Here is a 26,811-nt window from a genome sequence, read left to right as displayed (position 1 = left end):
TTGTAAGGTGGAAAGAAATTGAGTAATTTAGAAGTAGGTATTGTAGGCCTGCCCAATGTGGGCAAGAGCACGCTGTTCAATGCCATCACCAAGGCTGGCGCAGAGGCGGCGAACTTCCCGTTCTGCACCATCGAACCCAATGTAGGTGTCGTGGCCGTTCCCGATGAACGCCTGAATGTCCTGCATGAGATGTATGATTCCAAGAAGACCACGCCGGCTTCCGTCCGTTTCGTGGATATCGCCGGCCTCGTGAAGGGCGCAGCCAACGGCGAAGGCCTGGGCAACAAGTTCCTGGAACATATCCGTCAGGTGGATGCTGTGGCCCATGTGGTGCGCTGCTTTGACGATGCCAATATCACCCATGTGGAGGGCGGCGTAGATCCTCTGCGTGATATCGACATTATCCAAACCGAGTTGTGCCTGGCTGACCTCGAAGTGGTGGAGAAGCGCATCATGCGTCTGGCTAAGATTGCCAAGTCCGGCAATAAGGAAGCCAAGGTGGAGGATGAGATCCTGCGCCGCATCAAGGACAGCCTCGACAATGGCAAGCCGGCCCGTCAGGTGGAACTGTCTGCGGACGATCTGGAAATGATCAAGGACATCAACCTGCTGACGCTGAAACCGACACTGTATGTCACCAACGTGGCTGAGGATGAAGTGGCTACGGCCTATGACGAGAATCCCTATGTCCAGAAGGTCAAGGAATTCGCCAAGGCCGAAAATGCCGAAGTGGTGGCCATCTCCGCCAAGGTAGAAGCCGAAATCGCCGAACTCGATGCGGAAGAAGCAAAGGCATTCCTCGAAGATCTGGGCGAAACGGAAAGCGGCCTCGACCGCCTCATCAAGGCAGCCTTTGACCTCTTAGGCCTGCAAACATTCCTGACGGCTGGCCCGGATGAATGCCGTGCCTGGACGATTACCAAGGGCACTACGGCACCGAAAGCTGCCGGCAAGATCCATACGGACTTCGAGCGTGGCTTTATCCGCGCCGAAATCGTCAACTACGATGACCTGGTGGCCAATGGCAGCGTAGCCGCTGCCCGCGAAAAAGGCCAGGTCCGCGTGGAAGGCAAGGATTATGTGATGCAGGATGGCGATGTAGTCAACTTCCGCTTCAATGTATAAGACATAATAAAAAACTCCCTTAATTGGGAGTTTTTTTGTAAAGTTCAGGACGTCTGTCACCGAAGACACCCATGGAATCTTTGATCTGATTCTGGATCAGCAGCCGCAGGTTGCCCTGCAGGATTTCCTCGTCTTCGCCGGCTTCGGCCAGGATCTCGCCCCAGGGATCGATGATAGCGGAGTGGCCGGCCAGTTGCTGGTCGCTGCCGTCAATCCCCGCGCCGTTGCAGGCCAGCACGAAGATCTGATTTTCGATGGCCCGGGCGCGGATGAGCGTCTGCCAGTGAATCAGCCGCTTTTGGGGCCAGGCCGCCGGGAGAAACAGGAGCTGGATTCCCGCCAACGCCAGCTTGCGGGCGGCTTCCGGGAAGCGGATGTCATAGCAGACCAGAATGCCGCATCTGATGCCGTCCAGGGTGAAGGTCACAAGGCTGTCGCCGGGGGTGAAATCCTCGTGCTCGCCGCTGGGGGAGAACAGATGCGTCTTATGATAGGTGGCTGTCATGTGTCCTGTGCGGTCGAAGATATAGCTGGTGTTGAAGACCTTGTCGCCAATGGCATTGGCCACAGTGCCGCCCACCACATTGACCTGATATTTCTGGGAGATCGTGGCCAGCACCTTGCGGGTTTCCCGGCCATCGGCATCGGCGTAGTCAAGGACAGGTTTGGGATAGAAGCCCAGCCGCCAAAGTTCCGGCAGCAGCAGCACATCAGGGCGCTGCTGCATGGCTTTTGCCGCCAGACGGTAGAGGGTGGCGATATTTCGCTCCGGCTCGCCTAAAGCCACCTGCATCTGGATCACTGCAACCTTCATAAGCACCTCATTGTTTCGCAGAAAGGAATATGTTCATGGAAAAAATAACCTACGAACTGGGGGACATTGTCCGCCTGAAAAAGAAGCACCCCTGTGGCAGCTTTGAGTGGGAAATCCTGCGGACGGGCATGGATTTCCGGCTCAAATGCCAGGGATGCGGACATCTTATTCTGATTCCCCGGACCAAGTTCGAGAAGATGGTCAAGGGAAAGGTGAATCAGCCGAAGAATTCATAGTACAGGTTGAGCAGGAAGAGCGCTACAGCCATGCCGATGGAACCCAGGCTGGCGGCGTTGATATAAGCTTTGACCTTTTCGCTGAAATTGGCATGGCGGTAGAGATAGGTCAGCGTCAGGGATAAGGTCAGCAGGAAATACATGGCCCGCTGATAGTTCTGGAAGTTTTCCCAGCCCACGAAGGTCAGGATAAAGGTGATGCCGATCATGATCAGCAGCAGGTAATCCTTGCCTTCCTTATATTTTGGTTCTTCCTTTTTCGTTGCCTTGGGATGCAGTTTGTTCTGCAGTTTCTTGTATTGTTTAGCCATACTTCATAACTCCAATCTAAATAAGTAATAGAAAACCTTCTCTAGTATAACATAGGGAAGGTTTTTTAGCTATGCTTATCAGGAGCCAAATGGCAGATTTTTGCCGCCAGCCAGCCGATGATGAGCCCCGTCACAATCCCGCAGGGGCCCAGCACAGGCAGATAGCGGAAGATATTCAGGGAGTCGGCCGCATAGGCTGCCATGAATAGCTGTCCCAGATGATGGGCAAAGCCGCCGGCGGCACTGACACCCAGAAGGGAGAACCGGCCGGTCCGTTTCAGCAGCCACATGCAGAGGAGGCTCAGCAGCCCGCCCGCGATACTGAAGAGGAAGATGGCCGGCCCGCCGCCGAAAAAAGCAGCCAGCAAGGTGCGCAGGTAGATCAGCAGAAGGGTATCGCGCGTCCGGGGCAGGGTGTAGAGGGCGTAGACCGTGACGATATTGGCCAGGCCTAATTTGGCGCCCGGGGCGATAAAGGGCAGGGGAATCAGGCCCTCCACCAGAAACAGCACGAGGGAGATGGCTGTAAGCAGGGCCAGATGGAGTTGTTCACGCAGGTTCATCACTTGTTGTATTCCTTGATTTCGATTATGAGTTTATGGGGCAGGCAGGCGATTGTCTCCCCAGGGCGGCTGATGGCGCCTGTCTGCACGCAGATTTTGTCAGGGCAGTCGGCTTCGATGATGGCGATTTTTTCATTCTCGACGCGGATGAGATTGTGTTCCTCCCGGCCATCATGGGGAAAGGTCACGGGAATCTCCCGGCTGCCAATATGACCGGTCAGGGGAATCTGTTCCAGGATCTTACCGTCCTGTCGGATTTCGGCATAGACTGCCGCCGTCGGCCGGCCAAAGGTCAGCAGAGGCAGCAGGGACAGCAGGATAAGCAGGGCAATCAGCACAATATCCGCTTTTTTCAGCATTTTCTTCATGTTTACATTATATAACGCTTTTGCTATACTTAAAAGGCAATTTGACAATATATGTAAGAGAAGAAGGAAGCGATGAACATGCCGAATCGTCCGGCCTGGGCCGAAATCAATTTACAGGCGTTGCGTCATAACTATAGAGAGATCAAAAAACAGCTGGCGGAGGGCGTCAAGATGTGCGCCGTCATCAAGGCTAATGCCTATGGTCATGGGGCGACAGTGGCAGCCCGCGTGGCTCTGGAAGAAGGGGCAGAATACTTCGCCGTGGCGGCTCTTTCCGAGGCCATCGAACTGCGGCAGGCCGGGTTTACCACGCCTATTCTCGTTTTGGGACTGATCGATCCCAAGGATGCGGGCGAAGTGGTGGACTATGATATCACCCAGGTGGTTTGTGAGCTGGGATTGGCCAAGGCCCTCTCGGCAGCGGCACAGGCTCAGGGCAAGCAGGTCAAGGTCCATCTGAAGGTGGACACGGGCATGGGGCGCATCGGCGTGCGCAAGGAGGAAATCGGCGCTTTGGCCGCAGAGATCAAGCAGCTGCCGGGGCTGGTTATCGAGGGCATGTTCTCCCATTTTGCTACGGCTGACCTCAAGGATAAGACTTATACGAAACAGCAGCTGGCGGCCTTCAAGGAAGCCGTTGCCGCTGTGGAAGCACAGGGCGTGAAGCTCTCTCTCCGCCATATCGCTGAGTCGGCGGCCATTCTGGAAATTCCCGAAGCCCATTTTGATATGGTGCGGGCAGGCATTATCCAATACGGCCTCTGGCCCTCGGAGGAGGTTACCCATCCCATCGACCTGCAGCCGGTGATGACCTTGAAGGCTAAGATCACCTGGGTGAAGACCTTGCAGGTGGGGGAGAGCATCGGCTATGGCCGCAAGTTCACGGCGGCACGGGAAAGCCGCATTGCCACGCTGCCTCTGGGCTATGCCGACGGTTATCTGCGGCTCTACACCAAGTATGGCCATGTCATGATCCACGGCGCGAAAGCTCCCTTTGTGGGGGGCGGCTGCATGGACCAGATGATGGTGGATGTGACGGATATCCCCGATGTGAAAATCGGCGATGAAGCCATCCTCTTTGGCACGCCGGAACTGACCATCGATGAAGTGGCCGGCTGGGGACAGACCATCAATTATGAAGTGCCCTGCCTGATTGGGCCGCGCATACCGCGCGTTTATAAATAAGATACAGGACAGATATGGACTCTCGCATTGCAGAGAGTCCTTTCTTGTGCTACAATAATTTTCGATGGACGGTATTCCGTGAGGAAACTGTACTTATCTTTTTTGAATCGGAAAGCGCATCTTCTAAATGAGGTGATGCGATGAAGATTGGTTTTATTGGAGCCGGCAAGGTCGGCTTTACGCTGGGAAAATATTTCCGCATGCATGGTGTTGAAGTTACAGGCTATTACAGCCGCAGCATTCAATCGGCAAAAGAAGCAGCAGATTTTACACAGGCGCGTGTCTTTGCAAACGAACGCGACCTGCTATCCGCAAGCGATGCGCTTTTTCTCACGCTGCCGGACGGGGCGATTCGTACTTGTTATGAGAAGCTCCGTTCCGAGAAGATTCAAAATAAGATTTTTTGTCATTGCAGTGGCGCGCTGACCACCGAGGCGGCGTTCCCCGATATCGAGCAATATGGAGCCACCGGCTTTTCCGTTCATCCGCTGTTCGCCGTAAGCGATAAGTATCATGCTTACGAGGAACTGGCGGATGTTTTTTTTGCGCTGGAAGGCTCGGGGGAGAAGCTTGCCTTTATGGAAACGTGGCTGCGCAGTCTGGATCTCAAGGTCAAGGTCATCAAGCCGGAAACCAAGGTCAAATACCACTGCGCCGCAGCGCTGGCCAGCAATTATGTGATTGCCCTGCTTTCCCTGAGCCAAAAGCTGCTGATGGAATGCGGCTTTGCCGCAGACGAGGCAGAACGGGCCTTGAAACCGCTTTTCGGCGGCAATGCCGGCCATATCATGCATGATGGTATGGTGGCAGCATTGACCGGCCCGGTGGAGCGGGGGGATCTGGGCACGATCCGGAAGCATCTGGCCTGCCTTTCCCCTTCGCAGGCAAAGCTCTACAGCCTGTTGGCGCAGGAACTGCTCATGACAGCCCAAAGCAAGCATCCGGCACGGGATTACTCTTCCATCAAGGAGTATATACAATCAGCTGACTTGAAAGGAAGATTTGCATGAAAAACACAGTAGCAACCTTTGCCAAGATGAAAGCCAATGGAGAGAAGATCTCCATGCTGACCTGCTATGATTATTCCACGGCAAAATTGGAGGAGGCCGCAGGTATCAATGCCATCCTGGTTGGTGATTCCCTGGGCAATGTGATGCTGGGGCTGCCGGATACCCTGTCGGTGACCATGGAGGATATGATCACCTATGGCCGTTCCGTGGCCCGAGCCTGCCATAATACCATGGTGGTCATCGATATGCCCTTTATGTCCTATCAGGTTTCTGTGGAGCAGGCCGTGATGAATGCGGGCCGTCTCATGAAGGAAGGCCGGGCCAATGCGGTGAAGCTGGAGGGCGGTGCCGCTGTCTGCCCGCAGATCAAGGCCATCACTGATGCCGGGATTCCCGTGGTGGCGCATTTGGGGCTGACGCCGCAGTCGGTCAATGCCTTGGGGGGCAACCGCATTCAGGGCAAGAGCGAGGAAGCGGCCAAGAAGCTCATTGAGGATGCGCTGGCCATTGAAAAGGCCGGGGCTTTTGCGCTGACGCTGGAGTGCATTCCGGCGCCGCTGGCCCAGCTGATCACGGATAAGCTTTCCATTCCGACTATCGGCATTGGGGCCGGGGCCGGCTGTGACGGGCAGATTCTCGTGTATCAGGATATGCTGGGGCTGTTCTCCGACTACACACCGAAATTCGCCAAGCATTTCGCCGAACTCGGCGCCCAGATGAAGGAAGCGTTTGCCGCTTATGTCAAGGAGGTGCAGGAGGGAACATTCCCCGCGCCGGAACATACCTTCAAGATGGATGAGGATGTGCTGAATAAGCTCTATTGAGCCGTTTGTGAAAAATTTTCATATATACAGAAACGTCCGTTGGCATTTTGTCAACGGACGTTTCTGTATATAAAGTTTATTGGTCAGTACGTACTGAATATTATCCCGTTCATGTGCAGTCCGGGGTTCACGGGGGAGTACTTTTTCTGTTTCCGCTAAAACGACCCTCTCGGCAATTTTAGAGCTGTTTAGCCAGATGGCGCCGGGCAAGACCGGCGGCGCGTCTTTCAGCGTGCTTTCTGGTAACTGCCTGCCTCGGGCCGGCCTTCGCTGGCGCTCAGGCAGTCGCTCCCACAGAAAAAGCACTCCCCCGTTCGCCCCAGCCACGTTTTTGGCAATCGGCACGAACCGTTTCTCCTGTAACAAGAACATCGATGTGCTTGTATCCTCCAGCCGAAACATAGCAGCATTGACAAACGTAACTCTGGGTGGCGGGAGGCCACTGAAAAAGTCTATATATAACGATAACCGTGGATGGATGTGATGAAATTCGCATTCATCCACGGTTTCTAGTATAATGGAGCCATCAACACTTGGAGGTTCAACATGTTACGGAATAGCCAGCAACTCAAGCTTAGTGAATTTACAGCCATCTATGATCGTCTCATTCCCAAAAATCATTTTCTGCGAAAATTTAATACGCTTGTAGATTTTTCTTTCATTCAAGATGAACTGGAGCATAAATATTGCCTGGATAATGGCCGTAATGCTCTTTCTCCCATAATGCTGTTCAAATATCTGCTGTTAAAGGTTATCTACAATATGTCGGATTCCGATTTAGTTGAACGTAGCCGATATGATATGTCATTTAAATATTTTCTGGGACTCCGCCCTGAAGATGAAGTAATCCACCCTTCTACCTTAACCAAATTTCGTAAACTCCGCTTACAAGATGAGAATATTCTGGATTTGTTACTCAAGAAAAGTATCCAAATTGCTTTGGAGAACAAAGTAATCAAGAGCAAACGAATTATTGTAGATGCTACGCATACTAAGGCTCGCTATAACCAGAAATCTGCCTATGAGCGGTTGTTGGAACAAGCCAAGCTATTGCGCAAGACGGTTTACCAGACAGATTCTCCCCAAAAGAAAGAAAGGTTTCCCAAGAAAGTAGAAAATGGCTCACTGGTGGATGCGCTGGAATATTGCCGACAGTTAATCAATACAATAGAAAATGACAGCCAGATGGCAGAAATGCCTGCCATACAGGAGAGGCTGAACTTGCTCAAAGAAACGGTCGAAGACCATGCAGAACATTTGGCCACTTCCAAAGATGAGGACGCCCGAATCGGGCATAAAACAGCAGATACATCCTTCTTTGGCTATAAGACACATATTGCCATGACCGATGAACGGCTGATTACAGCTGCAGTAGTAACCAGTGGCGAGCGCAGTGACGGGGAACAATTAAGAACATTAGTTGAAAAAACCAGAGCAGCCGGACTGGAAGTGCAGAGTGTCATCGGTGATACCGCATACTCCGGCAAAGAAAATCTTAAATTTGCTGAATCGAAAGATGCGCCAGAAAAATCCTTTGAACTGATTGCCAAATTGAATCCTGTTATATCCAACGGCTCCCGTGTTGAAGGCAGCAATGGTTTTTCTTTCAACAAGGATGCGGGAATGTTCGTATGCCCTGAAGGGCATATGGCCATCCGCAAAGCAAGAACTGGACGCAAAAACAATAGAACAAATCAAAGAATGAGCTATTATTTTGACATTGAGAAATGTAAGCAATGCCCACATTGTGGAACCTGTTATAAAGAAGGTGCCAAAAGCAAGATTTATTCCGTTACGATAAAATGCGATTTACACAAGAAACAACAGGAGTTTCAGGAAACAGAATATTTTAAGGAACAGGCTAGAAAGCGTTATATGATAGAAGCTAAAAATAGTGAGATTAAACACAGGCATGGGTATGACATAGCGTCATCCGCAGGCCTGATTGGTATGGAATTACAAGGAGCCCTAACGCTTTTTGTAACAAATATGAAACGAATTGTGAAAATGATGGAGAAATAAAGCCCTAATAACGGGGGAGATATACAAAATCGTCGCAGAATGATGATAAAAATATCATTCTGCGACGATTTTTTTTGTGGATAACTTGCCAGTCGTATGAAATGGATAGTTTTTCAGTGGCCTCGGGTGGCGGTGGGGATGCTTTTTCGCCGGCGGAACGACTGCCTGAACGAAGTGAAGGCTGGCCCGCAAACAGCATGTGCTGGATGCTTCGTTGATGGACGCGCCGCCGGACTTGCCCGGCGCAGGTTACTGGAAGATGCGTACTTCTGCTGGCGGGTCATTTAGTGCAGCGGCGGAAAAGTATTCCCACCGCCGCCCCACTGCTCTGTAACAAAAGCGTTCAGGCTCGCATTGACAAACTGCAATTTATCTGTGTGGATGTTTGAGGGAAATAACTTGAAATTTTGACAAAAAAATAGTACACTTATATTTACTAATTGCCTTTTGCCTGTTACAATCAAAGGGTGGTAAAAATTAGTGAAATGTGAGTGAAAGGAGGCACGTTGGATGCGGGTTTTGGAGGCTGTTGGCGCCTGGGTTTTGGCGCGGCTGGCGGAATTTGGCACCATCGTGCTTCTTTATCGTGATACGGTGCAGGAGCTGTTCAGAAGGCCGCGCCCTAAGCATATCCTGGCCCAGATGTCGCATCTGGGGGTGGATTCCCTGCTGATTGTGAGTCTGACACTGCTCTTTACCGGGGCGGTGTTTGCCTTGCAGACGGCGGATATATTGATTCGTTTTGGAGCCCAGGGCACCATTGGCGGCATCATTGCCATTGCCATTGGCCGCGAGTTGGGACCGGTGCTGGTGGGGGTGGTCTGCGCCGGACGGGTGGGAGCTGCCATTACGGCGGAGATTTCCACCATGAAAGTTACCGAGCAGATCGATGCGCTGCGGGTGATGGCGGTGAATCCTGTCAATTACCTGATCGTGCCGCGGATGCTGGCCTGCATGATGGTGGTGCCGCTGCTCACGGTGTTCGGTGATGTCATCGGCGTTCTGGGGGGCTATCTGGTGGCGGTGTATTACGCCGGCATCAGTTCCTACAGCTATATCAATTCCATCCATAATTTCGCCGTGGTCTTTGACCTGACCGGCGGCATGATCAAGGCCATCTTCTTCGGCAATGTCATTGCGGTGCTTGGCTGCTACTACGGCCTGCACAGTCCTGCCGGGGCTGAGGGCGTCGGTAAGGCCACCACCCGTACCGTGGTGACTTCGATCATCGTCATCTTTATCCTCAACGCGCTTTTGACCTTTATTCTGTACTAAGGTGTACTTATGATTAAACTTTCCCATGTAAGCAAAATCTATGATGGTGAATACGCTCTCCAGGATATCAATCTGGAGATCCGGGACGGGGAAACGCTGGCGGTGATCGGCGGTTCCGGTTCCGGCAAGAGTACCCTGCTGCAGCTGCTGGTGGGGCTGATCCGGCCCGATGCGGGTGAGATCTATATCAGCGGGCAGGAGATTTCTCATATTTCCGAGAAAGAAATGGATAAGGTGCGGCTGAACATGGGCATGGTCTTCCAGTATTCGGCGCTGTTTGACTCCATGACGGTAGGAGAGAATGTGGCCTTTGGGCTGCGGGAACACCGCAACCTGCCGGAGGCGGAGATCCAGCGTATTGTCAGGGAAAAGCTGGCGCTGGTAGGTCTGCCGGGGGTGGAAGAAAAGCTGCCCGGAGAACTGTCCGGCGGCATGAAGAAGCGCGTGAGCCTGGCCCGGGCCATTGCCATCGAGCCGGAAATCATCTTTTACGATGAGCCGAGTTCGGGGCTTGATCCCCTGACCACGGCGAAGATCGATGAGCTGATCGTGGATATGCAGAAGAAATTGGGGGTCACCTCGGTGGTGGTCACCCATGACATGGCCAGTGCCTGCCGCATTGCCGACAGGATTGCCATGGTTTACGAAGGGGAGCTGATCGCCGTGGATACGGTGGAGCGCTTCCAGCAGATACAGGATGAACGGGTGCAGGCCTTTTTCCGGACGCTGCATCTGCAGAAGGATAAAAAGGAGGAACTGCAAGCATGAGTGTAGAAGCAAAGGTAGGAGCCTTTACCCTGGCGGGATTGGCACTGTTAGCCGGCGTGGTCATCATGCTGAGCGGTTTCCGGTTGGGCGGCGACAAGGGCTATACCCTGTATGCCGGCTTCAAGCAGGTGGTGGGGGTGGAACCCCAGTCGGCAGTGCGCCTGTCCGGCGTGCCGGTGGGTAAGGTGAAATCCGTGGCCAATGATGGCCGGGGCGTCACCGTCACCCTGCAGATTAATGACGGGGTGCAGATTCCCAAGGGCTCTCAGGTGTCCATCGGTTCGTCGGGCATTATGAGTGATAAGTTTATCAATATCACTCCAGGTGAAAGTTCTGCGGGCTATCTCAGCGATGGTGATTATCTTACTGGACAGGATGAGGCCAGCATGGATGAGATGCTGCAGACCGCCAGCAAGGTCATCACTGAGGCCCAGGAGCTGCTGTCCAGCATGAACAACATCGTGGGTAATGAGGCGTTCCAGACTTCCATCGTGCAGATGGTGGTGAATATGCGGGATACGACGGCCCATATTAACGGCATGATGGCGGCTTTGGAAGCCACCATCAATGCCAATCAGGGCAATATTAATCAGATCCTCACCAATATGAATATGATAACCGGCAGTCTCAACCGCACCATGAACAATGTGGAGGCCATGATGGCCAATCTGGCCACGGTGGGAGCTGATCCCCAGACGGCGGAGAACCTGCGCCTTACCCTGGATAATATCGCCCAGACCAGCGAGAAGATACGTGTTGTGTCCGAGGGCCTGGCCAAGGTGGCCGGCGACGAAAAGACCGTGGAGGATGTGAAAAAGACAATCCATAATGCCCGGGAACTGACGGAAAAGGCCAAACGGGGCAAGGAGAAGCTGGAAGCCATCAAGACCTCCGGCGAGCTGTCCACTCTGTACAGCGGCAGTGCCCATGACTGGGATACCAACTGGAATTTTACGGCGGCGCTGGATAAAGGCCCCTTCCTGACCTTTGGACTGGAGGATATGGGGGAAGCCAATCGCGTGAACTTCCAGGTGGGCAAGCGCAAGGGCAATCTGGCTGCCCGAGTGGGGGCCATCCATGGCGATGCCGGCGTGGGGCTTGATGCCTATGCAGGCAAGAATTTCAAATTCTCGGCAGAGGCTTATGACTTCGATGATACGGCGGTGCGCCTTGGCGCCCAGCTGCGTCTGAAGGACAATACCTGGCTGATGGGGCAGTGGCAGAATGTCAACGACAAGGACCGCCGGGCTGCCTATGTGGGGCTGAAACAGGCCTTTTGATGCGATAATCCCAGCCGCGGAAAGCGGCTATCACATAAATACGACCTTTTTATGAGGAGGAATTACATTGAAAAAGCAACGTTTCCATAAAAAATTGACGGCTCTGGTCTTGGGCGGTCTCATGACCTTTACCTTTGGTTCCGCTTCCGCAGCGAATACGGTGCAGCTCAACCTGCAGGATGCCGTGCAGATGGCGCTGGAAAATAACCGCAGCATCAAGAGTGCCCTGGCCGATGTGGATTCGGCACGTTGGAATCTGTCCAATTACCGCCGTCAGACCGGTGTGACATTGTCCCTGTCCAGTGGGGCAAATCGGGTAAATGATACGTTGGCAAGGGCTTCACACCAAGGGGACAATTCTTATTATACCAACAGCGCTACGGCAGCGATTCCCCTTTACAATTTTTCCCTGCGCAGTGGCATTGAGGCGGCAGGCTATGCCCTGAACTCTGCTGATGTGACGCTGGAGAACACCAAACAGTTCATTCGCTATCAGGCTACGGCTGATTATTACAATATCCTGAACTACAAGAATCTCATCAAGGTGCAGGAAGATACGGTCAGGGCCTATCAGGAACATCTGGACAATGTAAACGCCCAGTACCGGGTGGGCACGGTGGCCAAATCCGATGTGCTTTCGTCCCAGGTGAATCTGGCCAATGCCCAGCAGGCCCTGACCACGGCTCAGAACAACTATGATATCGCCGTGGCTACCTTGAATAACGTATTGGGGCTGCCCACGGATACGGTGCTGGAAATAGATGATCAGCTGAAACATCCCAGCTATGACCTGAAGCTGGAGGATTGCACCAGCTATGCCCTGAACAACCGGGCAGACGGGGCGGCTGCCTATTACGCCGTGAAGCAGGCAGAAGCAGGCATCAATCAGGCCAAGGCCGGCTGGTATCCTACGGTGACGGCTTCGGCAACCAAGGCCATCGAAGGCAAGAACGAATTCAAGACCGATCATGGCAATACCTGGACCATCGGTGCCACGGCCAATTGGAATATCTTTGACAATGGGGCAACTTCAGCCAGCGTGCACAGTGCAGAAGCATCCCTGGCCAAGGCCCAGGAAGCCATGCATGCCCAGGATGAGACCATCCAGCTGGATGTGCGCACGGCCTTCCTGAACCTGCAGGCCGCAGAGAAGAATATCGGCACCACGGAAACGGCTGTGAAGCAGGCGGAAGAGGATCTCAAGATCGCCAATGTCCGCTATTCTGCCGGCGTGGGCACGAACCTCGATGTGATGGACGCCACGGAGAAGATGACGGCCGCCCGCACCAACTACAACAATGCGCTCTATACCTATAATCTGTCCAAGGCAGCTCTCGATAAGGCCATGGGCATTCCCGTGGACATCGATGTGGCCAAGTACAAGGCTTCCCAGATGGAAGGCAACAAGGTGAAGAAGGTCCGGGAAGATGCCAAGGTCACGGAAAATCCGGTACTGGAACTTTCGCCGGAAGCCAAGAAGGCATCCAAGGATGAGATGAAGGCTATGCGCAAGGCAGAGCGGGAAGCCCGCAAGGCCGCCAAAGAAAGCAGACGCAAAGATAAAGAAGCAAAAACTGTGAATGAAGAAAAGAGTGCCGCAGCGACGGCACCTGTGGCCACGGAAACTGCTGCCAGCACCGAGGCGGTAGCCAGTGAGATGGCCCAATAAAGGGATTGCAATTCATTGCCCATGAAGGGCCCACGGGGAGAGTCAAATGAAGGGGAAAACATGGATAATCGGGGGGGTGGTGATGGCGCTGATCGCCATCACCAGTCTCTGGTACTATGTACAAACGCATAACTTCATGGAAAGGGCCGGGGAAGAAGTCTCTTCTCTGGCCACCCAGGCCCTGGGGACAGAGGTGGAAATCGGGGAGATCCAGGTAAGATCCCTGCGCGATCTGGAACTGCATAACGTAGCTGTCTATGACAAGCAGGCGGAGCTGATTGCCCGTGCCGATACGGCCCGGGTTAGCTGCCGCCTGCTTGCGGCGTTTTCGGATCCGGCCAATGCCGTAGGGGAAGTGCAGGTCAGCGGCGTGGAGGCAGTCCTTGCTGAGCGGGCAGATGGCAGCTGGAACGTGGAGGATCTGCTGAGCAAGGAAAAGACTTCCCAGGAATTCCATGGCAAGGTCAGCGTCACCGATGCCCATGTGCAGGTGCGCCGGCAGGGACAGGAATTATCGTTGGATGATGTGCATGGCAGTGTGGATTTTGCGGACTACCCGGTATACAAGGCTGAGTTTGCGGCGCAGAATCAGGGCACGGCTGTGACGGGCACGGCGACGCTTTCCGATATGCGGCAGATCGTCAATGCCCGGGTGCAGGGGCTGGATGTGGAAAAATACCTGGCCTTTGTGCCGGCAGGCCTTATCCCGGACAATGTAAAGGTTGAAGGGGGCCGGATCGAGTCGGCAGACCTCCATGCCTATCGCCGGGACGGGGACCTGTCCTTCAGCGGTGAAGCCGACCTCAAGGATGGCAGGGTGCAGGTGGAAGGCACGGAGATCGAAAATATCGCCGGCCACGCTTCCTTCACCAATGCGGAGGTGCTGCTGGATGTCAATGCGGAGGCGGCGGCCCAGAAGGTCCGTGCCCACGGCAGGATCCGGAATCTGAATACCACGCCGTATCTGGAACTGGAAGCCAGCTCGGATTCCTTTGATCCGTCTAAAATTCTTACCAATATTCCCTATCAGGGAGCCGCAAGTTTCGATGTCAAGGTGACCGGGGCCATCAGCAATCCCAGCGTGGATGGCAGGGTGCAGGTGGCAGCCGGACAGGCCATGGATATTCCCTTTACGGGAGCTCAGGCCGATGTGCGCTATCAGGACAAGAACCTCTTTGTGCGGGGCTTTTCAGCCAATGTCTTTGGCGGCAAGGTCAGCGGCGAAGCGGTACTGTCCACGGAAAATTTGGGCTATACGGCTCATATGAAGCTGGAAAATATCGATGCAGCCCAGGGCAGTTCCTTCCTGCCACAGCTTGACGGCCTTACCGGTGCGGTGTTTGCGGATCTGGGCGGCAATGGTGTGGGGACGGATGTCAGCACCCTGCAGCTTTATGGCAGTGCCAAGGTGGTCAATGCCGCTTATCATGGCATCAAAGCCGACAAGGTCAGCACTTCCTTCTATCTGGCTGACGATGATCTTATCATCGATTATCTGAGCGTCAAGATGCCCAATCACAGCAGCCTGGGATTGGAGGGTTCCATCCGGGATATGCGGGGCGCAGCCCAGCTGGATCTGGCCTATTATGGTGGCCATTTTGACCTGTCCCTGTTGCAGGCTCTGGACAGCCGCATCGACATGTCGGGCCTGTCGGATTTCAAGGGCACGATTCATGGCGACAAATCCAATCCCCAGGTGGAAATCAAATTCTCCGGCCTCAAGGGCAAGATCTTCAAGCAGCCCTTTGACAGCCTGAAATTTGCCGCCAGCGGCAGTCTGGACGGCATCGGCATCGATGATTTCCTGATGGAAAAGGATGGCAAGGAGGTCTGGCGGGCGGCCGGCTCGGTGGGTTTCACCGGCGAGAAGAAGGTCAATCTGCAGCTGGATACCATGGGGGCCCGCATGGAAGATATCGTGGCGCTCATTGCACCGGATCAGCCATTGACCGGTAATGTGGACAATATCATCAAGGTAACAGGTACGCTGGATAATCCTCAGGCAACGGGGTATATCCATTTCTATCGTGGCAGTTACCATGGGGTTTTGCTGTCCGGTATGGATGGTGACTATTTCCTCGAGAATGGCAAGCTGCGCCTGCAGGATTTCCATGCGTATTCTCCGATGATCGACATGGTGCTCAATGGTACAATCACCACGGACAACCAGGATTTGGATATGGAAGTGGTGGCCAAGGATATCAACCTCAAGCGGGTGGAACACAAACTGCCCTATGAGGTCAGCGGCCATGGCACCTTCAAGGGCAAGATTGACGGCACTATCAATGCGCCGGTCTTCCATGGTGTTCTCGATGCGCCGGAAATCGTCATGAACGGCCAGACCATAAATAATCTGCGAGGTATGGTTAAGTTCCGGGGGCATAGCTTTGATATCGATCATTTTGGCTTTGAGCAGAATGGCGGTACTTATGATATGGAACTGTCCTATGACACGGAAACGAATGCAATCCGTGGGGCTGTGGTGATGCAGAATGCGGATATTGCCGCTGTGGCAGCTTTGCTGAATCAGAAGACGGAGCTTATAAGCGGGAAGGCGGATCTCACTGCCAGCCTGGGGGGCACGCTTAAAAATCCCAGCGCTAAGGTCAATGGCATGATTGCCAGCGGTCAGGCCGGTGGCTATGATGTGCATGGCGTAGAACTGGATCTTAATATGCTGAACCATGTGGTTTATATCAACAAGCTGCAGGGGAGCCAGGGAACGGCCGGCACCTTTGCCGCCAATGGTTCCGTAGAAATCGGCGGGCCCATCAATGTCAAGTTTAATGCCAGCCAGCTGGACTTTGGCATGTTTACCGGTCTGGCCGGGATCAAGGCCCGGGGCGTGACCGGGACGGCGGATATTGAGGCCGTGCTGGGAGGCTATACCTATAATCCGGCTGCCGACGTCAAGGTCAAGGCAGTCGACGGAGGTATCCAGGGGGCTGGTTTTGATACCCTGACCGGTGAAGCCCATCTGAAGAACGGTCTGGTGGACCTGACGGAATTGCGGGTGGAAAAAGCCGTGGGAACGAAGACCTGTGCCGCCACGGCCAAGGGCATTGTGCCCCTCAGGGCGCTGACAGCAGGCAAGGATGAATGGCTGGATGATTATGAGCAGATCCAGCTGACCATTGGACTGCAGGATGCGGATTTATCCCTGCTGCCCACCGTTTCCAAGGAAATCGATTGGGCGCTGGGGGCCACGGAAGGCGAGCTGAAGATCCATGGGACATTGGCGCATCCTTTCCTGGATGGTACGGTGGTTATTCCTGATGGCGCAGTGAAAATCAAGGAATTGAAGGATCCAGTTACCGATATGACTGCCCGGCTGAAATTCAATGGCAATCAAGTGACAGTCGAGGAATTTTCTGGTAAAATGGGCGGTGGTTACTATAATGCCAATGGTAAGCTGACGCTGAATGGATTGGAACCGGAGCATTATGATTTTTCCTTGTATGTGGTCAATCTGGGGCTTAAGAGCAAGTTTTTTGAAGGCCCCTTGAATGGTGAGCTGCATCTGGCCGATACGGAGTTTTATGGGCAGCATCTGCCGAAACTTTCTGGTCAGATTGATTTCAATAAATGCAAGGTTTCCGTGCCTACGATTCCGGATAGTGACGGTACCATGCCGGAGATGGTCTTTGATGTGCAGGTCAATGCGGGGGATAAGGTGCATTTCTACAGTCCCTATCTCTACGACCTCTATCTTACCGGTGGTTTCCATGTGGGGGGCATCATGAGCCATCCCAAGATGAGTGGCAGTCTGCAGGTGAAGCGAGGCGGGACTATCAACTATCTGAAGACCGAGTTTAAGATCCGGGAAGGCAAGGCGACTTTCAATCAGGTGGCATCCTTCATGCCCAGCATCTACTTCTTTGCCGATACGAAACTCAGTCAGGCTAAGGTCTTTCTGTCAGTGAAGGGGCCATTGGGGGCGGCGGAAATGAAGCTCACCTCTAATCCTGAGATGAGTCAGACGCAGATCATACAGCTGTTGACCTTGCGTGATGCCTATAAAAATGGCCAGAGTACCATGGATATGGGAGATTTGTTGGCAGTAGGGCTGCAGATGAGTTTCCTGTCGGAAGTGGAGGGTATCATGCGCCAGTATCTCTATCTGGATAAATTCTCCATCTCCCGGGGCAGTGGTTCGGCTTTTGACAATCATGCGGCAGAAAAAGAAAATCGCGAAAACAAATATGATTTTAATGTTTCTATGGGAAAATATATAACAGACAAGGTCATGCTCAGATACACCCATGGCTTTGGCGGGGATAATATCAACCGCTATGGTGTCCAATATGACATCAATGACCGTTGGGGCGTGACCGTCGAGCGGGAGTCCAACAAGTATATCTTTGGCGTGGAAGCCCGGGTGACGTTCTGAGCCGGGCTCATGCTGAGAGGAAAGGAGGTGAAGGCCATGCGCTTCGCACAATATGTAGCAGAATTACAGAAGGTGAAACCGCTGGACCGGGAAACGGAGGCTGCCCTGTGGCAGGCCTGCAAGCATGAGGGGGACGAAGCTGCCCGCCAAAGGCTGATTGAAGCTTATCAGCCCCTGGTGTTCAAACAGGCCCTGCCCTATCGCAGCCTGCAGAATGTCATGGATGTGGTGCAGGAAGGGACCGTCGGCCTCATTGAAGCCGTGGAACGGTATGAGCCGGAACGGGGCGTGGCCTTCAGCCTCTATGCCATCCATCGCATCCGGGGACGGATGCTGGATTTCCTGCAGAAGGAGGGGCAGTCCGACAGTCCCTGTATGGATGCCCTGCAGGATGAAGGGGGGGTAACCTACAAGGAGAATCTGATGGATACCGCACCTACGGTGGCGGAGCAGGCGGAAACCAATGAGATGGTGGGGCGCCTGCGTACGGCCATGGAGCGCCTGCCGGCCAAGGAAAAGGCCGTGCTGGAAAATGTCTTTCTAGCTAGCCGGGATGTGGCGGCGGTGGCAGAGGATATGGACCTGAGTACCGGCCATGTTTATCGCCTGCAGCAGACGGGAATCCGCCGGATTCGCGGGATGCTTTCCCGCTTCATGCAAAATTGGTAAATTATTTGCAAATAAGCAAAAACAAGTAAAAATACCCTGAAAAACGCTGAAAAATGGTGCTAGCGTTATATTATCCTGTTATATGGTGCTATATGCTGTGTGAATGACTGTTCTGCTCTGACGATTATTAGGAATAGAGAAGTTTTAAGGATTCCTAGGACGGAGGGGCGCGGATGGACAGGCGTTCACAGCAGAATCATATTCGGGCAGCCCGAGACTGGCTGGGCAGGGCGGAAGATTCCCTGGCACAGGAAAATGATGTGCAGGGAGATCTGAAGCTGATGCTGGCCAGGGCGGAGTTGGCCCATGTGGGGCAAAGCCCACGCAGCCGTACCTTGTTCTTGTGGGGAAGACGGGGCGCGGCTTTATTGCTGGCTTTAGCCCTGGCAGGGGGCGTTTTGTGGAAAGGCGTCCCCCCCTTCATGCCGGTGGAAGAAAACAGGCAGGTCCTGAACCAGACGGGGGCATCTGTAAGTCCCGCACCGCCGGCAGAAGATGTACCGGCAGCGGCAGAGCCACCGGCTCAGCCCGCTGCCCCGGAACCGCCCTCTGTCAGGACGGAGCCGGAAAAGCAGGCAGAAAAGCCGGCGGTGTCCGAGTCCCCCAGGCGGGCAGTGGCAGATACCGAGAGCCTGCCTGTACCGAAGACTGCACCCCAGCCGCCGGATATGGAAAAACAACAACTCATGCAATCTGCAGGCAAGATCCTGCGTCAATGAAAGAAAACGATTTTGGGAGGTTTGACCTTTGTACGATTCCAAACAGAAGAACAGACGATTTTTAGCCTATGCTGTGGCCATGGCCACCAGCTTTGCGGTGGTGCCGGGGATGGCACAGGCAGCACCGGCTGAGGAAGTGGCAGCGGCTGCACCGGCAGCAACGGCCCAGGCTGATGCTGTGGCAGCTCCCCAGGCAGATACGGCTGCTGCGGCTGCGGATAAGCCGGCGGAGACGAAGGCTGCTGAAAGCAGCGTGGCCAGCGAGGCGGTAGGCACCCAGCCTGCAGCAGCGGCAGATAAGGAGGCTCAGGCAGCAGACGCAGACAAAAAAGCGGAGGATGCCAATGTGGATCCCCGGACCAGCGAATGGGCCAAGAATCGTCCCCAGGAAGATGTCATCGAGAAATACAGCAAGGAGTACGAAGGTCAGACCATCGTGGATACCGTCTTTGAAGGCACGACGCCGCTGACGGAGAACACCGCCAAGGCCGCTATCGCCATGAAGACCGGCGATATGTTCACGGTGAAGGGCTTGAATACGGACCGGGAGGCCATCTATAATACGGGTTATTTCTACGACCTGTTCCCCACCTTCCAGAAGGTGCCGGAGGGCGTGGTCGTCACCTATCACGTGCTGGAAAACCCCGTGCTCAAGAGCGTGAACATCACGGGCAATACGGTCATCAAGACGGAACTTCTGGCTTCCTGCGTTACGGTGAAGCCCGGTGAGATCCTGAACAGCCGCAATCTGCAGCAGAATATCCAGGCCATCAAGGAAATGTACCGTAAGGACGGCTACATCCTGGCCAAGGTTACGGATATGAATATCGATAAGGAAGGCAATCTGACGCTGAAGATCAACGAAGGCAAGCTGGAAGGCTTCAAGGTCAAGGGCAATAAAAAGACCAAGGATTATGTCATTTTGCGTGAGATGCGTCAGAAGCCGGGCGAACCCTTCAACTCCAAGCAGGCCCGTCGCTCCATGCAGCGTGTCTACAACCTGGGCTTCTTTGAAGATGTCAACATCAAGATGAATCCCGGTGTGGAACCCAATGCGGTGGTCATGGAACTGGATGTGAAGGAAAAGCGTACGGGTTCCTTCGGTATCGGTGCCGGTTACAGCACGGCCGACGGCGTGCTGGGAATGGTCAGCATCGGCGATACTAACTTCCGCGGCACGGGCGATGCGGTCAGCATCACCTATGAAAAGAGCGGTGACGAGACCGATGCCCAGGGCTATTCCTTCTCCTGGCGCCATCCTTATATCGATAAAAAAGAAACGGTGGGTACTCTGCGTGTTTACAACCGCACTTATGAATATGATGATTATGATACCAATGGCAAGCTAAAGGAAAGCTATATGCGCAAGTATGCTGGCGGCGAGATCACTTTGGGACGTCCGGTCAGCGAGTATTCCACCAACTATATCACGCTGAAGAACCGAAAGGACAGCTATAAGCGTCATACGGAGAATGGTAATGCAGGTGACCGCAGTGGTGCAGCTGGCGCTGCCTGGCGTAAATACAATTTTGGCACCACCCGAAGTGTGACGTTGGAACATGTTACGGATAATCGGGATAATATCTATAATCCGACGGAAGGTGGCAAGGTAAGCCTGTCCGCCGAGGTAGCCGGTTTAGGTGGGGACTTTGACTTCCAGAAGGCTACCATTGAAGACCAGCGCTATTTCAAGGTAGGTCATGCTCAGGTCATTGCCCTGCGTGGTCAGTACGGTCTGGGGCGCGGTCATATCTCCGAATTCAACCAGTACAAGGTGGGCGGTCAGAACAGCTTGCGTGGTTATCGAGAGGATCAGTACCGCGGCACCCGCATGGGGCTGGCAACGTTGGAATACCGTTTCCCCATTGTCACCAAGGTACAGGGGGCCATCTTCACGGACTGGGGCGCAGCCTGGAGCAAGGATTTCATGCCGAAGAGCGACGACATTCATGGCAGTATTGGTGTAGGCTTGTCCCTCAATACCCCAATCGGGCCGCTGCGTCTTGATTACGGCCGGGGCGACAAAGGCGGCCGCGTCCACTTCTCCGTGGGCGGCACGTTCTAAATGAAGCGCCTCTTTGTGGCCTTGCTGGTTGCTTTGCTGATCATCGACTGCGGAAGCGGGCAGGCCGCAGCACGGGTGGAACAGGTGACAGCTGTTACCTGCGCCCGCAGCAATCTGCCCCCCTTGGTGGCAGAGCGCATGAACCGCAGTGTAGCGGCCATTGCAGGCCAGCTGCTGGAAGGCAAGGATATCGCGGCCGTCCGCAGCCAGCAGGTGACTTATGAAAGCCTGATTCATGAGGTCTTTGACAAGGTGCTGGTGGGCTACACGGTCAGCCGCGTACAGCTTACGCCGGGAGCGCAGACGGCGGTGCAGGTAGAGCTCCTGCCCTGGTCGGAAACCATCCAGAAGGTGGAGGTAGAAACCACCGTGGAGGGGATGCCGCTACGGATTGAAAAGCTGGTGCGGGCAGACCTTACCGGTGTGGAGCAGGTCTTTCAGGATGCCCTGACGGGGCTGCCCACCGCCGCTGCGGATTGGACCAATGGCATTATGAAACAGCACCTAAATGCTTATCTGCAGGAACATCTGCCGGAATTCCGAGGGGATTTCGAGCTTACACCGGAACCGCATGCCAAAATCCGATTGACGGTTTATCCGCGGCTGCCGGTGGTGCGGACGGTGGACCTGTCCATGCGTTCCCAGACGATTCCAAGTGTATCCCTGTTGACACACCGAGAACTGATGCAGGATCAGGTCAATGATATCGTGGGGGTACCGGTGGGGTTCGTGCAGCGCCATCAGCAAGAACTGGCAGCACAGTTTGCCCGTACTTTGGATAACAGCCATGATTTCCGGTTGCTGAAGATGCACACCCGGGTGGATATCGAGCCGGCAGAGCGCAGCCACGTCATGAGCCGTTCGGACAGCAGCCGTTACCGCCTGCGGATCACCGGCTGGCTGGATGCAGGCCGCAGGTCAAAGGGCGGCCATGATTCCGACAAAAACCTGCTGTTCCGCCTCCATGGCGGACAGATGCTGGGGCGGCGGGATGAGCTCTTTGCCCAGACGGATTTCCGGCCTGAGGAAGTGCGCTGGGGCTGGCAGCTGGGCTGGCGCCATGATCTGCCTGGCGGCCGGAGGCTGGGACTGCGCTATGATATGCACAACCACGGCTTTATCTACGACGCAGCCCAGAAACTGGGGCCCCGCTGGTTGCTGCGCTATGAATATCGCGGGGCGGAAAGCATCGGGGAAGCGGCACTGCGCTATCAGCTCCATGATTTCATGGGACTGGAGTATGTGGTGGATAATGAGCAGAACTGGCTGCGGCTTATCGGCAACTTTTAGAAGTTTTACAGACAGATTTTGTCATTGCAAAATTTGTTGCATAGAGTTATAATGTCTATCGTATACGGCATTTGTAGAAATTCAACGAAAATCCCCTCAGGGGAAAAGGAGATTTTGAAATGGTTAAATTGCAGAAAAAACAGGTTAAGATTGTTAGCATTCTCATTGCCCTGGCTTTTGTAGGTTCCGTCGTGGCTATGGCTCTGACGCAGTTTGGTCCGAACATGGCCAGCGCTGCCAGCTCCAATGTGGGCGTGGTGGATTACAGCCAGATCATGAGCCAGCATCCGAAGGTGCAGGACGCTTCCAAGGAAATGCAGGAAGCTGTTACGGCTGCCCAGAAGGAATTTGAGACTAAATCCGCTAACATGAATGATAATGAAAAGCGTGATTATTATACCCAGACCCAGCAGCGTCTGCAGCAGAAGAACCAGGAGCTCATGGAACCCATCACCAAGAGCGTGGAAGAATCTGTGAAGAAGGTTGCTGAGCAGAAGGGCTTGTCCGTAGTGCTGGACAAGGGCGCTGTGGTTTACGGTGGCGTGGACATCACCCAGGATGTCCTGAAGCAGGTCAGCAAATAATCTGAATCAGAAAAGCCTGCCCCTGGGGGAAGGAATACATGTTTTCCCCTCCCCCTAAGGGGGAGGCTTTTTTAACAGTGAAGAAGGCGGGGTGTCACCATGGCAGAATCCGGCAAGGATGAAGAAAAAGAGCAGAGGCAGCGGGGCCGCCATATCTTTGTGGGAGCAGTGGTGGCTCTCGCTTTTGTCTTGTTAGGTGCCTGGCTGGCCCGAGAATTCATTATTCCCCGGGAAGCACCGCCGCCGGCGGCTGCAGCAGCAGATACAGGCCTTATCGATTGGCAGCAGGTGCTGGCGGCGCATCCGGATTACGAAAAGTACAAGGCCCTGCAGGCTGAATGTGAGCTGCTGTCCCTGGAGACAAATGATGTGGGGGACCTGCTGTCCATACAGAAGCCGGAGCTGCTGGCGGAAACCTTCAAGGAGTCCGTCTGGCAGAAGAATGCGGCCGATGTCATAGGCGGCCGGGCGGAACTGGAACGCAAGGCCCAGCGCCTGCGGGAGGCCTATAAGAAAAAGACTGAGGCGGAATTCAATGCCCGGCGGCAGGCTATCGATGAGGAATATCTCAATGCCATCCTGAATCTCAACATTAAGCTGGACAATCAGGCTTCCATGCACAATCCGCTGGATTCCAAGGACAGCATCGCTGCCGAACGTGAGGACTGGCTGCAACAGCGCAGCCGCCTGCAGGCTGAGCGGGGACGCCGTCAGTATGAGCTCTGGCAGTCCTATAAGGCCGAGATTGAGGCTTATGTGCAGAAGGAACTGGGACCGGAACTGGCCAAATGGCAGCAGAGCCTGCCTCAGCTGAAAGAGCAGCAAATGTCTGAGGCCTTGAAGACAAAAAGTGAGGCTGAGGCCCGCAATGCTGAAGCACTGCAGAAGCAGCAGGAAATGGCCCTGAAGGTGCAGCAGCGGCTGCAAAAACGTCAGCAACTGGCGGAGAAAAAAAGCGAACTTTCCGCCTTGGAAGCTCATATCCTCAATGATGTGGCGGGCAAGGCGGCCAAGGTGGCCATTCTGCATCATTTCACCTTGATCCTGGTGCATCATCCCCAAAGTATCCAATCCTTCCTGCCCCGTACGGAGGGTGTTATGGATATTGCTCCTCGGGACAGCATTGCCATTGGTCTTACGACACAGGATGTCACGGACGAGATCGTGCAGGAAATGAAAGATCTGCAAAGTAATCAAAAAGAATAAAGTAAGTAAATAGAAAAGAAAGAAGCGAAGTTATCATGAAATTACGCAAGAAAACAACGGCGGCCATGATCATGGCCCTTCTCTGTGCCACTTTGGCCAGTGGCTGCGGCCAGACCAAGATTGGCTATATAGATGGTGAGCGGGTGTCCAAAGAGGCTCCGCAGATCAGCAGCCTCGTGGAAGAGGGCAACCAGAAAATCCAGGAAGCTCAGACCCAGGCTGGGGAAGACCTGCAGAAGAAGATGCAGGAAAATCCCAACATGAGCCAGGAGGATCTGCAGAAGGCTCAGATGGATGCACAGCGCAAGATTCAGGGGCTCAATCAGTCATATTCCCTGCAGCTGCGTCAGAAGATGGATGTGGCTTTAGCAGCCGTCAGCAAGGAAAAGAAACTGGATGCGGTGGTCAACAACAGTGCTGACCAGCCAGTGGCCATTACCGGGGCCATGGATGTGACCGATGAAGTTATCGCCCAGTTGCAGTGAGATGGGAGTGCCAGCATGAGAAAGACATTACAGGAAATCGCAGAACTGGTCGGCGGCCGTATCGTGGGTGAGGCAGTTGTGGAGATCGAGGGTCTCGATAATATCGACGGTGCCGGTGAGCACGATCTGACCTTTGCCGTGGAACCACATATTGAGAAGGCAAAAAGCTGCAAGGCCGCAGCGGTGATGCTGCCGGAAGGTGTAGAAGACTTTCCGAAGACGGCTCTCTATGTGGAAAATCCCAGAGAAGCCTTTGCCAAGCTGTTGGAGATATTCACGCCGAAATTGGAACGTGCCGTGGAAGTCAGCGATAAGGCCCATATTGGCAAGGACGTAAAAATTGGCAAAAATGTTACGATCATGCCCTTTGCCATGGTGGATGACCATGCGGTGATCGGCGACAATGTGGTGCTCTATCCCCATACCTATATCGGCCAATATGCCGAAATTGGGGAGGACAGTGTGATTTACTCCAATGCCACGGTTCGTGAACATTGCCGTGTAGGTAAGCGGTGTGTGGTGCATAGTTCCGCAGTTATCGGTTCCGATGGCTTTGGCTTTACTACGAAGGACGGCGTGCATACAAAGGTTCCCCAGGTGGGTATCGTGGTGCTGGAAGATGATGTGGAGATCGGTGCTCATGACGGCATCGATCGGGCAGCCATGGGGGCCACGGTTATCGGCAAGGGCACGAAAATCGATAACCTCGTGCATATCGGCCATAACTGCAAGATCGGTGAGAACTGCCTGATTGTGGCCCAGACCGGCATTTCCGGTTCTACAACTGTTGGTCATAATGTAACCTTCGGCGGTCAGGTGGGCACGGTGGGCCATATCAATATTGGGGCCAATTCGGTTTATGCAGCCCGCTCCGGCATTATCGGCGATATGCCAGAAGGCGTCTTCTGTGCCGGTTTCCCGGTGCAGAGCCATACGGAATGGCTGCGCATGCAGGCGGCTATGAAGAAGTTGCCGGAAATGATGAAGAAAATGAAGCAGCTGGAAAAGAAATTAGCTAAATACGAGGGCTAAGAAGTTGTTATACTATGTTTTAAAAGCCATCAGCTTCTGTGTTTGTGCTCTACCTCGCAGCCTCAGTGAAATTCTCGGTCGAGGACTGGGATGTTTTGCTTGGCTGGTGGTGCCTCAAAAGCGCAAGAAGCTGGCCATGGATCAGATTCGGATGTGCCTGGATGTCAGTGAGCAGGAAGCCAGGCGCATTGCCCGGGAAAGTTCTGTTCGTTTTGGTCCCATGCTCTTTGAGGTGCTGCGTTTTCCGGTAATCAAGAAAAAGCCAGAGGATTATGTCCGCATTGAAGGGCTGGAAAAATTACATGCTGGGCTGGCAGAGGGCAAGGGTGCTATCATTGCGGCTGCTCATAGTGGCAACTGGGAACTGATGGGGGGCGCTTTTGCTTTGGCGGGTATTCCTTTAGTGGGAGTAGCCATGAAGCAGAAGAATTCAGCTGCGGATCGGTTTATCAACGAATACCGTACCATGATCGGTATGCATATCACCTATAAGACCGGGGTGCGGGAGATGTTTGATATGCTGAAAAAGGGCTGGGTTATCGGCCTTATAATGGATCAGGATACCAACCGTCATGACGGCATCATCCTGGATTTCTTTGGCCGCCCCACGAACTGTACACCGGGAGCGGCATCCATGGCCCGTTTTCAGGGCGTGCCCATCTTTCCCTGTTTTATGCACCGGGATGAGAAGGGAAATCACACACTGGTGGTTCATGATCCTCTCTATGTGGAAAAGACTGCAGACAAGCGGGGGGATATCCGGCGTACCACTCAGAAAATCAACGATATCATTGAAGGTCATGTGAGAAAGTATCCGGAAGAATGGTTTTGGCTCCATGATCGCTGGAAATCCGTGCGGGATGAATTTTCCCCTCAGGAAATCGAATTGGCAAGAAAAGACTGAATTTGCAGGAGGAATCA

Annotated in this window: 24 protein-coding genes; 20 read left to right on the top strand and 4 right to left on the bottom strand. The window is 53.9% G+C overall.

Going from position 1 to position 26,811, the window contains the following annotated elements; genetic code table 11:
* Positions 1-18: 18 nt before the first annotated feature.
* Positions 19-1,125 (top strand): redox-regulated ATPase YchF, encoded by a 1,107-nt coding sequence (gene ychF / locus SELR_RS13385; protein ID WP_014425750.1) that lies wholly within the window; start codon positions 19-21, stop codon positions 1,123-1,125.
* Between the two features lie 19 nt (positions 1,126-1,144).
* Here the strand turns inward: ychF and SELR_RS13380 are convergent, their stop codons facing one another.
* Positions 1,145-1,939 carry a carbon-nitrogen family hydrolase gene (locus SELR_RS13380; protein ID WP_014425749.1) on the bottom strand — a complete coding sequence of 265 codons (795 nt, stop codon included), beginning with the start codon at positions 1,937-1,939 and terminating at the stop codon, positions 1,145-1,147.
* A 35-nt stretch (positions 1,940-1,974) separates the two neighbouring features.
* Here SELR_RS13380 and SELR_RS13375 point away from each other — a divergent pair, with 35 nt between their 5' ends.
* The gene (locus SELR_RS13375; RefSeq protein ID WP_014425748.1) at positions 1,975-2,175 is read left to right on the top strand and encodes a DUF951 domain-containing protein; all 201 of its coding nucleotides are present in this window, start codon (positions 1,975-1,977) and stop codon (positions 2,173-2,175) included.
* Here the strand turns inward: SELR_RS13375 and SELR_RS13370 are convergent.
* From SELR_RS13370 to SELR_RS13360, 3 genes are all read right to left on the bottom strand, one after another.
* Positions 2,157-2,486 (bottom strand): hypothetical protein, encoded by a 330-nt coding sequence (locus SELR_RS13370; RefSeq protein ID WP_014425747.1) that lies wholly within the window; start codon positions 2,484-2,486, stop codon positions 2,157-2,159. The two genes, SELR_RS13375 and SELR_RS13370, sit on opposite strands and share 19 nt — an antisense overlap.
* Positions 2,487-2,551: 65 nt before the next feature.
* Positions 2,552-3,049: a Gx transporter family protein gene (locus SELR_RS13365; RefSeq protein ID WP_041914440.1), complete on the bottom strand. Its 498-nt coding sequence runs from the start codon at positions 3,047-3,049 to the stop codon at positions 2,552-2,554.
* Complete coding sequence (locus SELR_RS13360) at positions 3,049-3,417, bottom strand: NusG domain II-containing protein (protein ID WP_231848091.1); 369 nt, start codon at positions 3,415-3,417, stop codon at positions 3,049-3,051. The genes SELR_RS13365 and SELR_RS13360 overlap by 1 nt, the downstream gene beginning before the upstream one ends.
* 78 nt (positions 3,418-3,495) lie before the next feature.
* Here SELR_RS13360 and alr point away from each other — a divergent pair, with 78 nt between their 5' ends.
* The 18 genes from alr to SELR_RS13265 all read left to right on the top strand — a co-directional run bounded on the left by alr (position 3,496) and on the right by SELR_RS13265 (position 26,794).
* Positions 3,496-4,602, top strand: a complete 1,107-nt coding sequence (gene alr / locus SELR_RS13355; protein WP_014425744.1) for an alanine racemase — start codon at positions 3,496-3,498, stop codon at positions 4,600-4,602.
* A 140-nt stretch (positions 4,603-4,742) separates the two neighbouring features.
* A complete protein-coding gene (locus SELR_RS13350; protein ID WP_014425743.1) occupies positions 4,743-5,612 on the top strand; it encodes a Rossmann-like and DUF2520 domain-containing protein in 870 nt (289 codons plus the stop codon).
* Positions 5,609-6,436, top strand: a complete 828-nt coding sequence (gene panB / locus SELR_RS13345) for a 3-methyl-2-oxobutanoate hydroxymethyltransferase (protein WP_014425742.1) — start codon at positions 5,609-5,611, stop codon at positions 6,434-6,436. The genes SELR_RS13350 and panB overlap by 4 nt, the downstream gene beginning before the upstream one ends.
* Positions 6,437-6,982: 546 nt before the next feature.
* Complete coding sequence (locus SELR_RS13335) at positions 6,983-8,458, top strand: IS1182 family transposase (protein ID WP_014423221.1); 1,476 nt, start codon at positions 6,983-6,985, stop codon at positions 8,456-8,458.
* Positions 8,459-8,968: 510 nt separating this feature from the next.
* Complete coding sequence (locus tag SELR_RS13330) at positions 8,969-9,733, top strand: MlaE family ABC transporter permease (protein WP_014425740.1); 765 nt, start codon at positions 8,969-8,971, stop codon at positions 9,731-9,733.
* Positions 9,734-9,742: 9 nt separating this feature from the next.
* On the top strand, positions 9,743-10,501 hold the full coding sequence (locus SELR_RS13325; RefSeq protein ID WP_014425739.1) for an ABC transporter ATP-binding protein: 759 nt from the start codon (positions 9,743-9,745) through the stop codon (positions 10,499-10,501).
* Complete coding sequence (locus tag SELR_RS13320) at positions 10,498-11,781, top strand: MlaD family protein (protein WP_014425738.1); 1,284 nt, start codon at positions 10,498-10,500, stop codon at positions 11,779-11,781. The genes SELR_RS13325 and SELR_RS13320 overlap by 4 nt, the downstream gene beginning before the upstream one ends.
* A gap of 67 nt (positions 11,782-11,848) precedes the next feature.
* A complete protein-coding gene (locus tag SELR_RS13315; protein WP_014425737.1) occupies positions 11,849-13,450 on the top strand; it encodes a TolC family protein in 1,602 nt (533 codons plus the stop codon).
* A 46-nt stretch (positions 13,451-13,496) separates the two neighbouring features.
* Positions 13,497-17,840: a translocation/assembly module TamB domain-containing protein gene (locus SELR_RS13310; protein ID WP_041914438.1), complete on the top strand. Its 4,344-nt coding sequence runs from the start codon at positions 13,497-13,499 to the stop codon at positions 17,838-17,840.
* A gap of 36 nt (positions 17,841-17,876) precedes the next feature.
* Complete coding sequence (locus SELR_RS13305; protein ID WP_041914437.1) at positions 17,877-18,509, top strand: sigma-70 family RNA polymerase sigma factor; 633 nt, start codon at positions 17,877-17,879, stop codon at positions 18,507-18,509.
* 173 nt (positions 18,510-18,682) lie between these two features.
* Positions 18,683-19,228, top strand: coding sequence for a hypothetical protein (locus SELR_RS13300; RefSeq protein ID WP_014425734.1), 546 nt, complete (start codon positions 18,683-18,685; stop codon positions 19,226-19,228).
* 79 nt (positions 19,229-19,307) lie between these two features.
* Positions 19,308-21,293, top strand: a complete 1,986-nt coding sequence (locus SELR_RS13295) for a BamA/OMP85 family outer membrane protein (protein ID WP_050992818.1) — start codon at positions 19,308-19,310, stop codon at positions 21,291-21,293.
* Positions 21,294-22,583: a hypothetical protein gene (locus tag SELR_RS13290; RefSeq protein ID WP_014425732.1), complete on the top strand. Its 1,290-nt coding sequence runs from the start codon at positions 21,294-21,296 to the stop codon at positions 22,581-22,583.
* A gap of 119 nt (positions 22,584-22,702) precedes the next feature.
* Positions 22,703-23,167, top strand: coding sequence for an OmpH/Skp family outer membrane protein (locus tag SELR_RS13285; protein ID WP_014425731.1), 465 nt, complete (start codon positions 22,703-22,705; stop codon positions 23,165-23,167).
* 99 nt (positions 23,168-23,266) lie between these two features.
* On the top strand, positions 23,267-24,373 hold the full coding sequence (locus tag SELR_RS13280; protein ID WP_014425730.1) for a KIAA2012 family protein: 1,107 nt from the start codon (positions 23,267-23,269) through the stop codon (positions 24,371-24,373).
* Between the two features lie 35 nt (positions 24,374-24,408).
* Positions 24,409-24,858: an OmpH/Skp family outer membrane protein gene (locus tag SELR_RS13275; RefSeq protein WP_014425729.1), complete on the top strand. Its 450-nt coding sequence runs from the start codon at positions 24,409-24,411 to the stop codon at positions 24,856-24,858.
* A 15-nt stretch (positions 24,859-24,873) separates the two neighbouring features.
* A complete protein-coding gene (gene lpxD / locus SELR_RS13270) occupies positions 24,874-25,890 on the top strand; it encodes a UDP-3-O-(3-hydroxymyristoyl)glucosamine N-acyltransferase (RefSeq protein ID WP_014425728.1) in 1,017 nt (338 codons plus the stop codon).
* A gap of 4 nt (positions 25,891-25,894) precedes the next feature.
* The gene (locus tag SELR_RS13265) at positions 25,895-26,794 is read left to right on the top strand and encodes a lysophospholipid acyltransferase family protein (RefSeq protein ID WP_014425727.1); all 900 of its coding nucleotides are present in this window, start codon (positions 25,895-25,897) and stop codon (positions 26,792-26,794) included.
* The last annotated feature ends 17 nt before the right edge of the window (positions 26,795-26,811 follow it).

The organism is Selenomonas ruminantium subsp. lactilytica TAM6421 (assembly GCF_000284095.1).
Lineage (GTDB): Bacteria > Bacillota > Negativicutes > Selenomonadales > Selenomonadaceae > Selenomonas_A > Selenomonas_A lactilytica.
Note: the sequence above shows the minus strand (reverse complement) of the source record. Positions and strands in the feature narration are given on the sequence as shown.

Bases quoted from the DNA above. Each gene is read 5' to 3' on its own strand.
- SELR_RS13280 (WP_014425730.1), top strand. From the start codon at position 23,267: ATGGCAGAATCCGGCAAGGATGAAGAAAAAGAGCAGAGGCAGCGGGGC.
- SELR_RS13300 (WP_014425734.1), top strand. From the start codon at position 18,683: ATGGACAGGCGTTCACAGCAGAATCATATTCGGGCAGCCCGAGACTGG.
- SELR_RS13350 (WP_014425743.1), top strand. From the start codon at position 4,743: ATGAAGATTGGTTTTATTGGAGCCGGCAAGGTCGGCTTTACGCTGGGA.
- panB (WP_014425742.1), top strand. From the start codon at position 5,609: ATGAAAAACACAGTAGCAACCTTTGCCAAGATGAAAGCCAATGGAGAG.
- SELR_RS13310 (WP_041914438.1), top strand. From the start codon at position 13,497: ATGAAGGGGAAAACATGGATAATCGGGGGGGTGGTGATGGCGCTGATC.
- SELR_RS13365 (WP_041914440.1), bottom strand. From the start codon at position 3,049: ATGAACCTGCGTGAACAACTCCATCTGGCCCTGCTTACAGCCATCTCC.
- SELR_RS13325 (WP_014425739.1), top strand. From the start codon at position 9,743: ATGATTAAACTTTCCCATGTAAGCAAAATCTATGATGGTGAATACGCT.
- SELR_RS13370 (WP_014425747.1), bottom strand. From the start codon at position 2,486: ATGGCTAAACAATACAAGAAACTGCAGAACAAACTGCATCCCAAGGCA.
- SELR_RS13305 (WP_041914437.1), top strand. From the start codon at position 17,877: ATGCGCTTCGCACAATATGTAGCAGAATTACAGAAGGTGAAACCGCTG.
- SELR_RS13295 (WP_050992818.1), top strand. From the start codon at position 19,308: ATGGCCACCAGCTTTGCGGTGGTGCCGGGGATGGCACAGGCAGCACCG.
- SELR_RS13290 (WP_014425732.1), top strand. From the start codon at position 21,294: ATGAAGCGCCTCTTTGTGGCCTTGCTGGTTGCTTTGCTGATCATCGAC.
- SELR_RS13335 (WP_014423221.1), top strand. From the start codon at position 6,983: ATGTTACGGAATAGCCAGCAACTCAAGCTTAGTGAATTTACAGCCATC.
- SELR_RS13375 (WP_014425748.1), top strand. From the start codon at position 1,975: ATGGAAAAAATAACCTACGAACTGGGGGACATTGTCCGCCTGAAAAAG.
- SELR_RS13330 (WP_014425740.1), top strand. From the start codon at position 8,969: ATGCGGGTTTTGGAGGCTGTTGGCGCCTGGGTTTTGGCGCGGCTGGCG.
- alr (WP_014425744.1), top strand. From the start codon at position 3,496: ATGCCGAATCGTCCGGCCTGGGCCGAAATCAATTTACAGGCGTTGCGT.
- SELR_RS13275 (WP_014425729.1), top strand. From the start codon at position 24,409: ATGAAATTACGCAAGAAAACAACGGCGGCCATGATCATGGCCCTTCTC.
- SELR_RS13320 (WP_014425738.1), top strand. From the start codon at position 10,498: ATGAGTGTAGAAGCAAAGGTAGGAGCCTTTACCCTGGCGGGATTGGCA.
- SELR_RS13285 (WP_014425731.1), top strand. From the start codon at position 22,703: ATGGTTAAATTGCAGAAAAAACAGGTTAAGATTGTTAGCATTCTCATT.
- SELR_RS13360 (WP_231848091.1), bottom strand. From the start codon at position 3,417: ATGAAGAAAATGCTGAAAAAAGCGGATATTGTGCTGATTGCCCTGCTT.
- SELR_RS13380 (WP_014425749.1), bottom strand. From the start codon at position 1,939: ATGAAGGTTGCAGTGATCCAGATGCAGGTGGCTTTAGGCGAGCCGGAG.
- lpxD (WP_014425728.1), top strand. From the start codon at position 24,874: ATGAGAAAGACATTACAGGAAATCGCAGAACTGGTCGGCGGCCGTATC.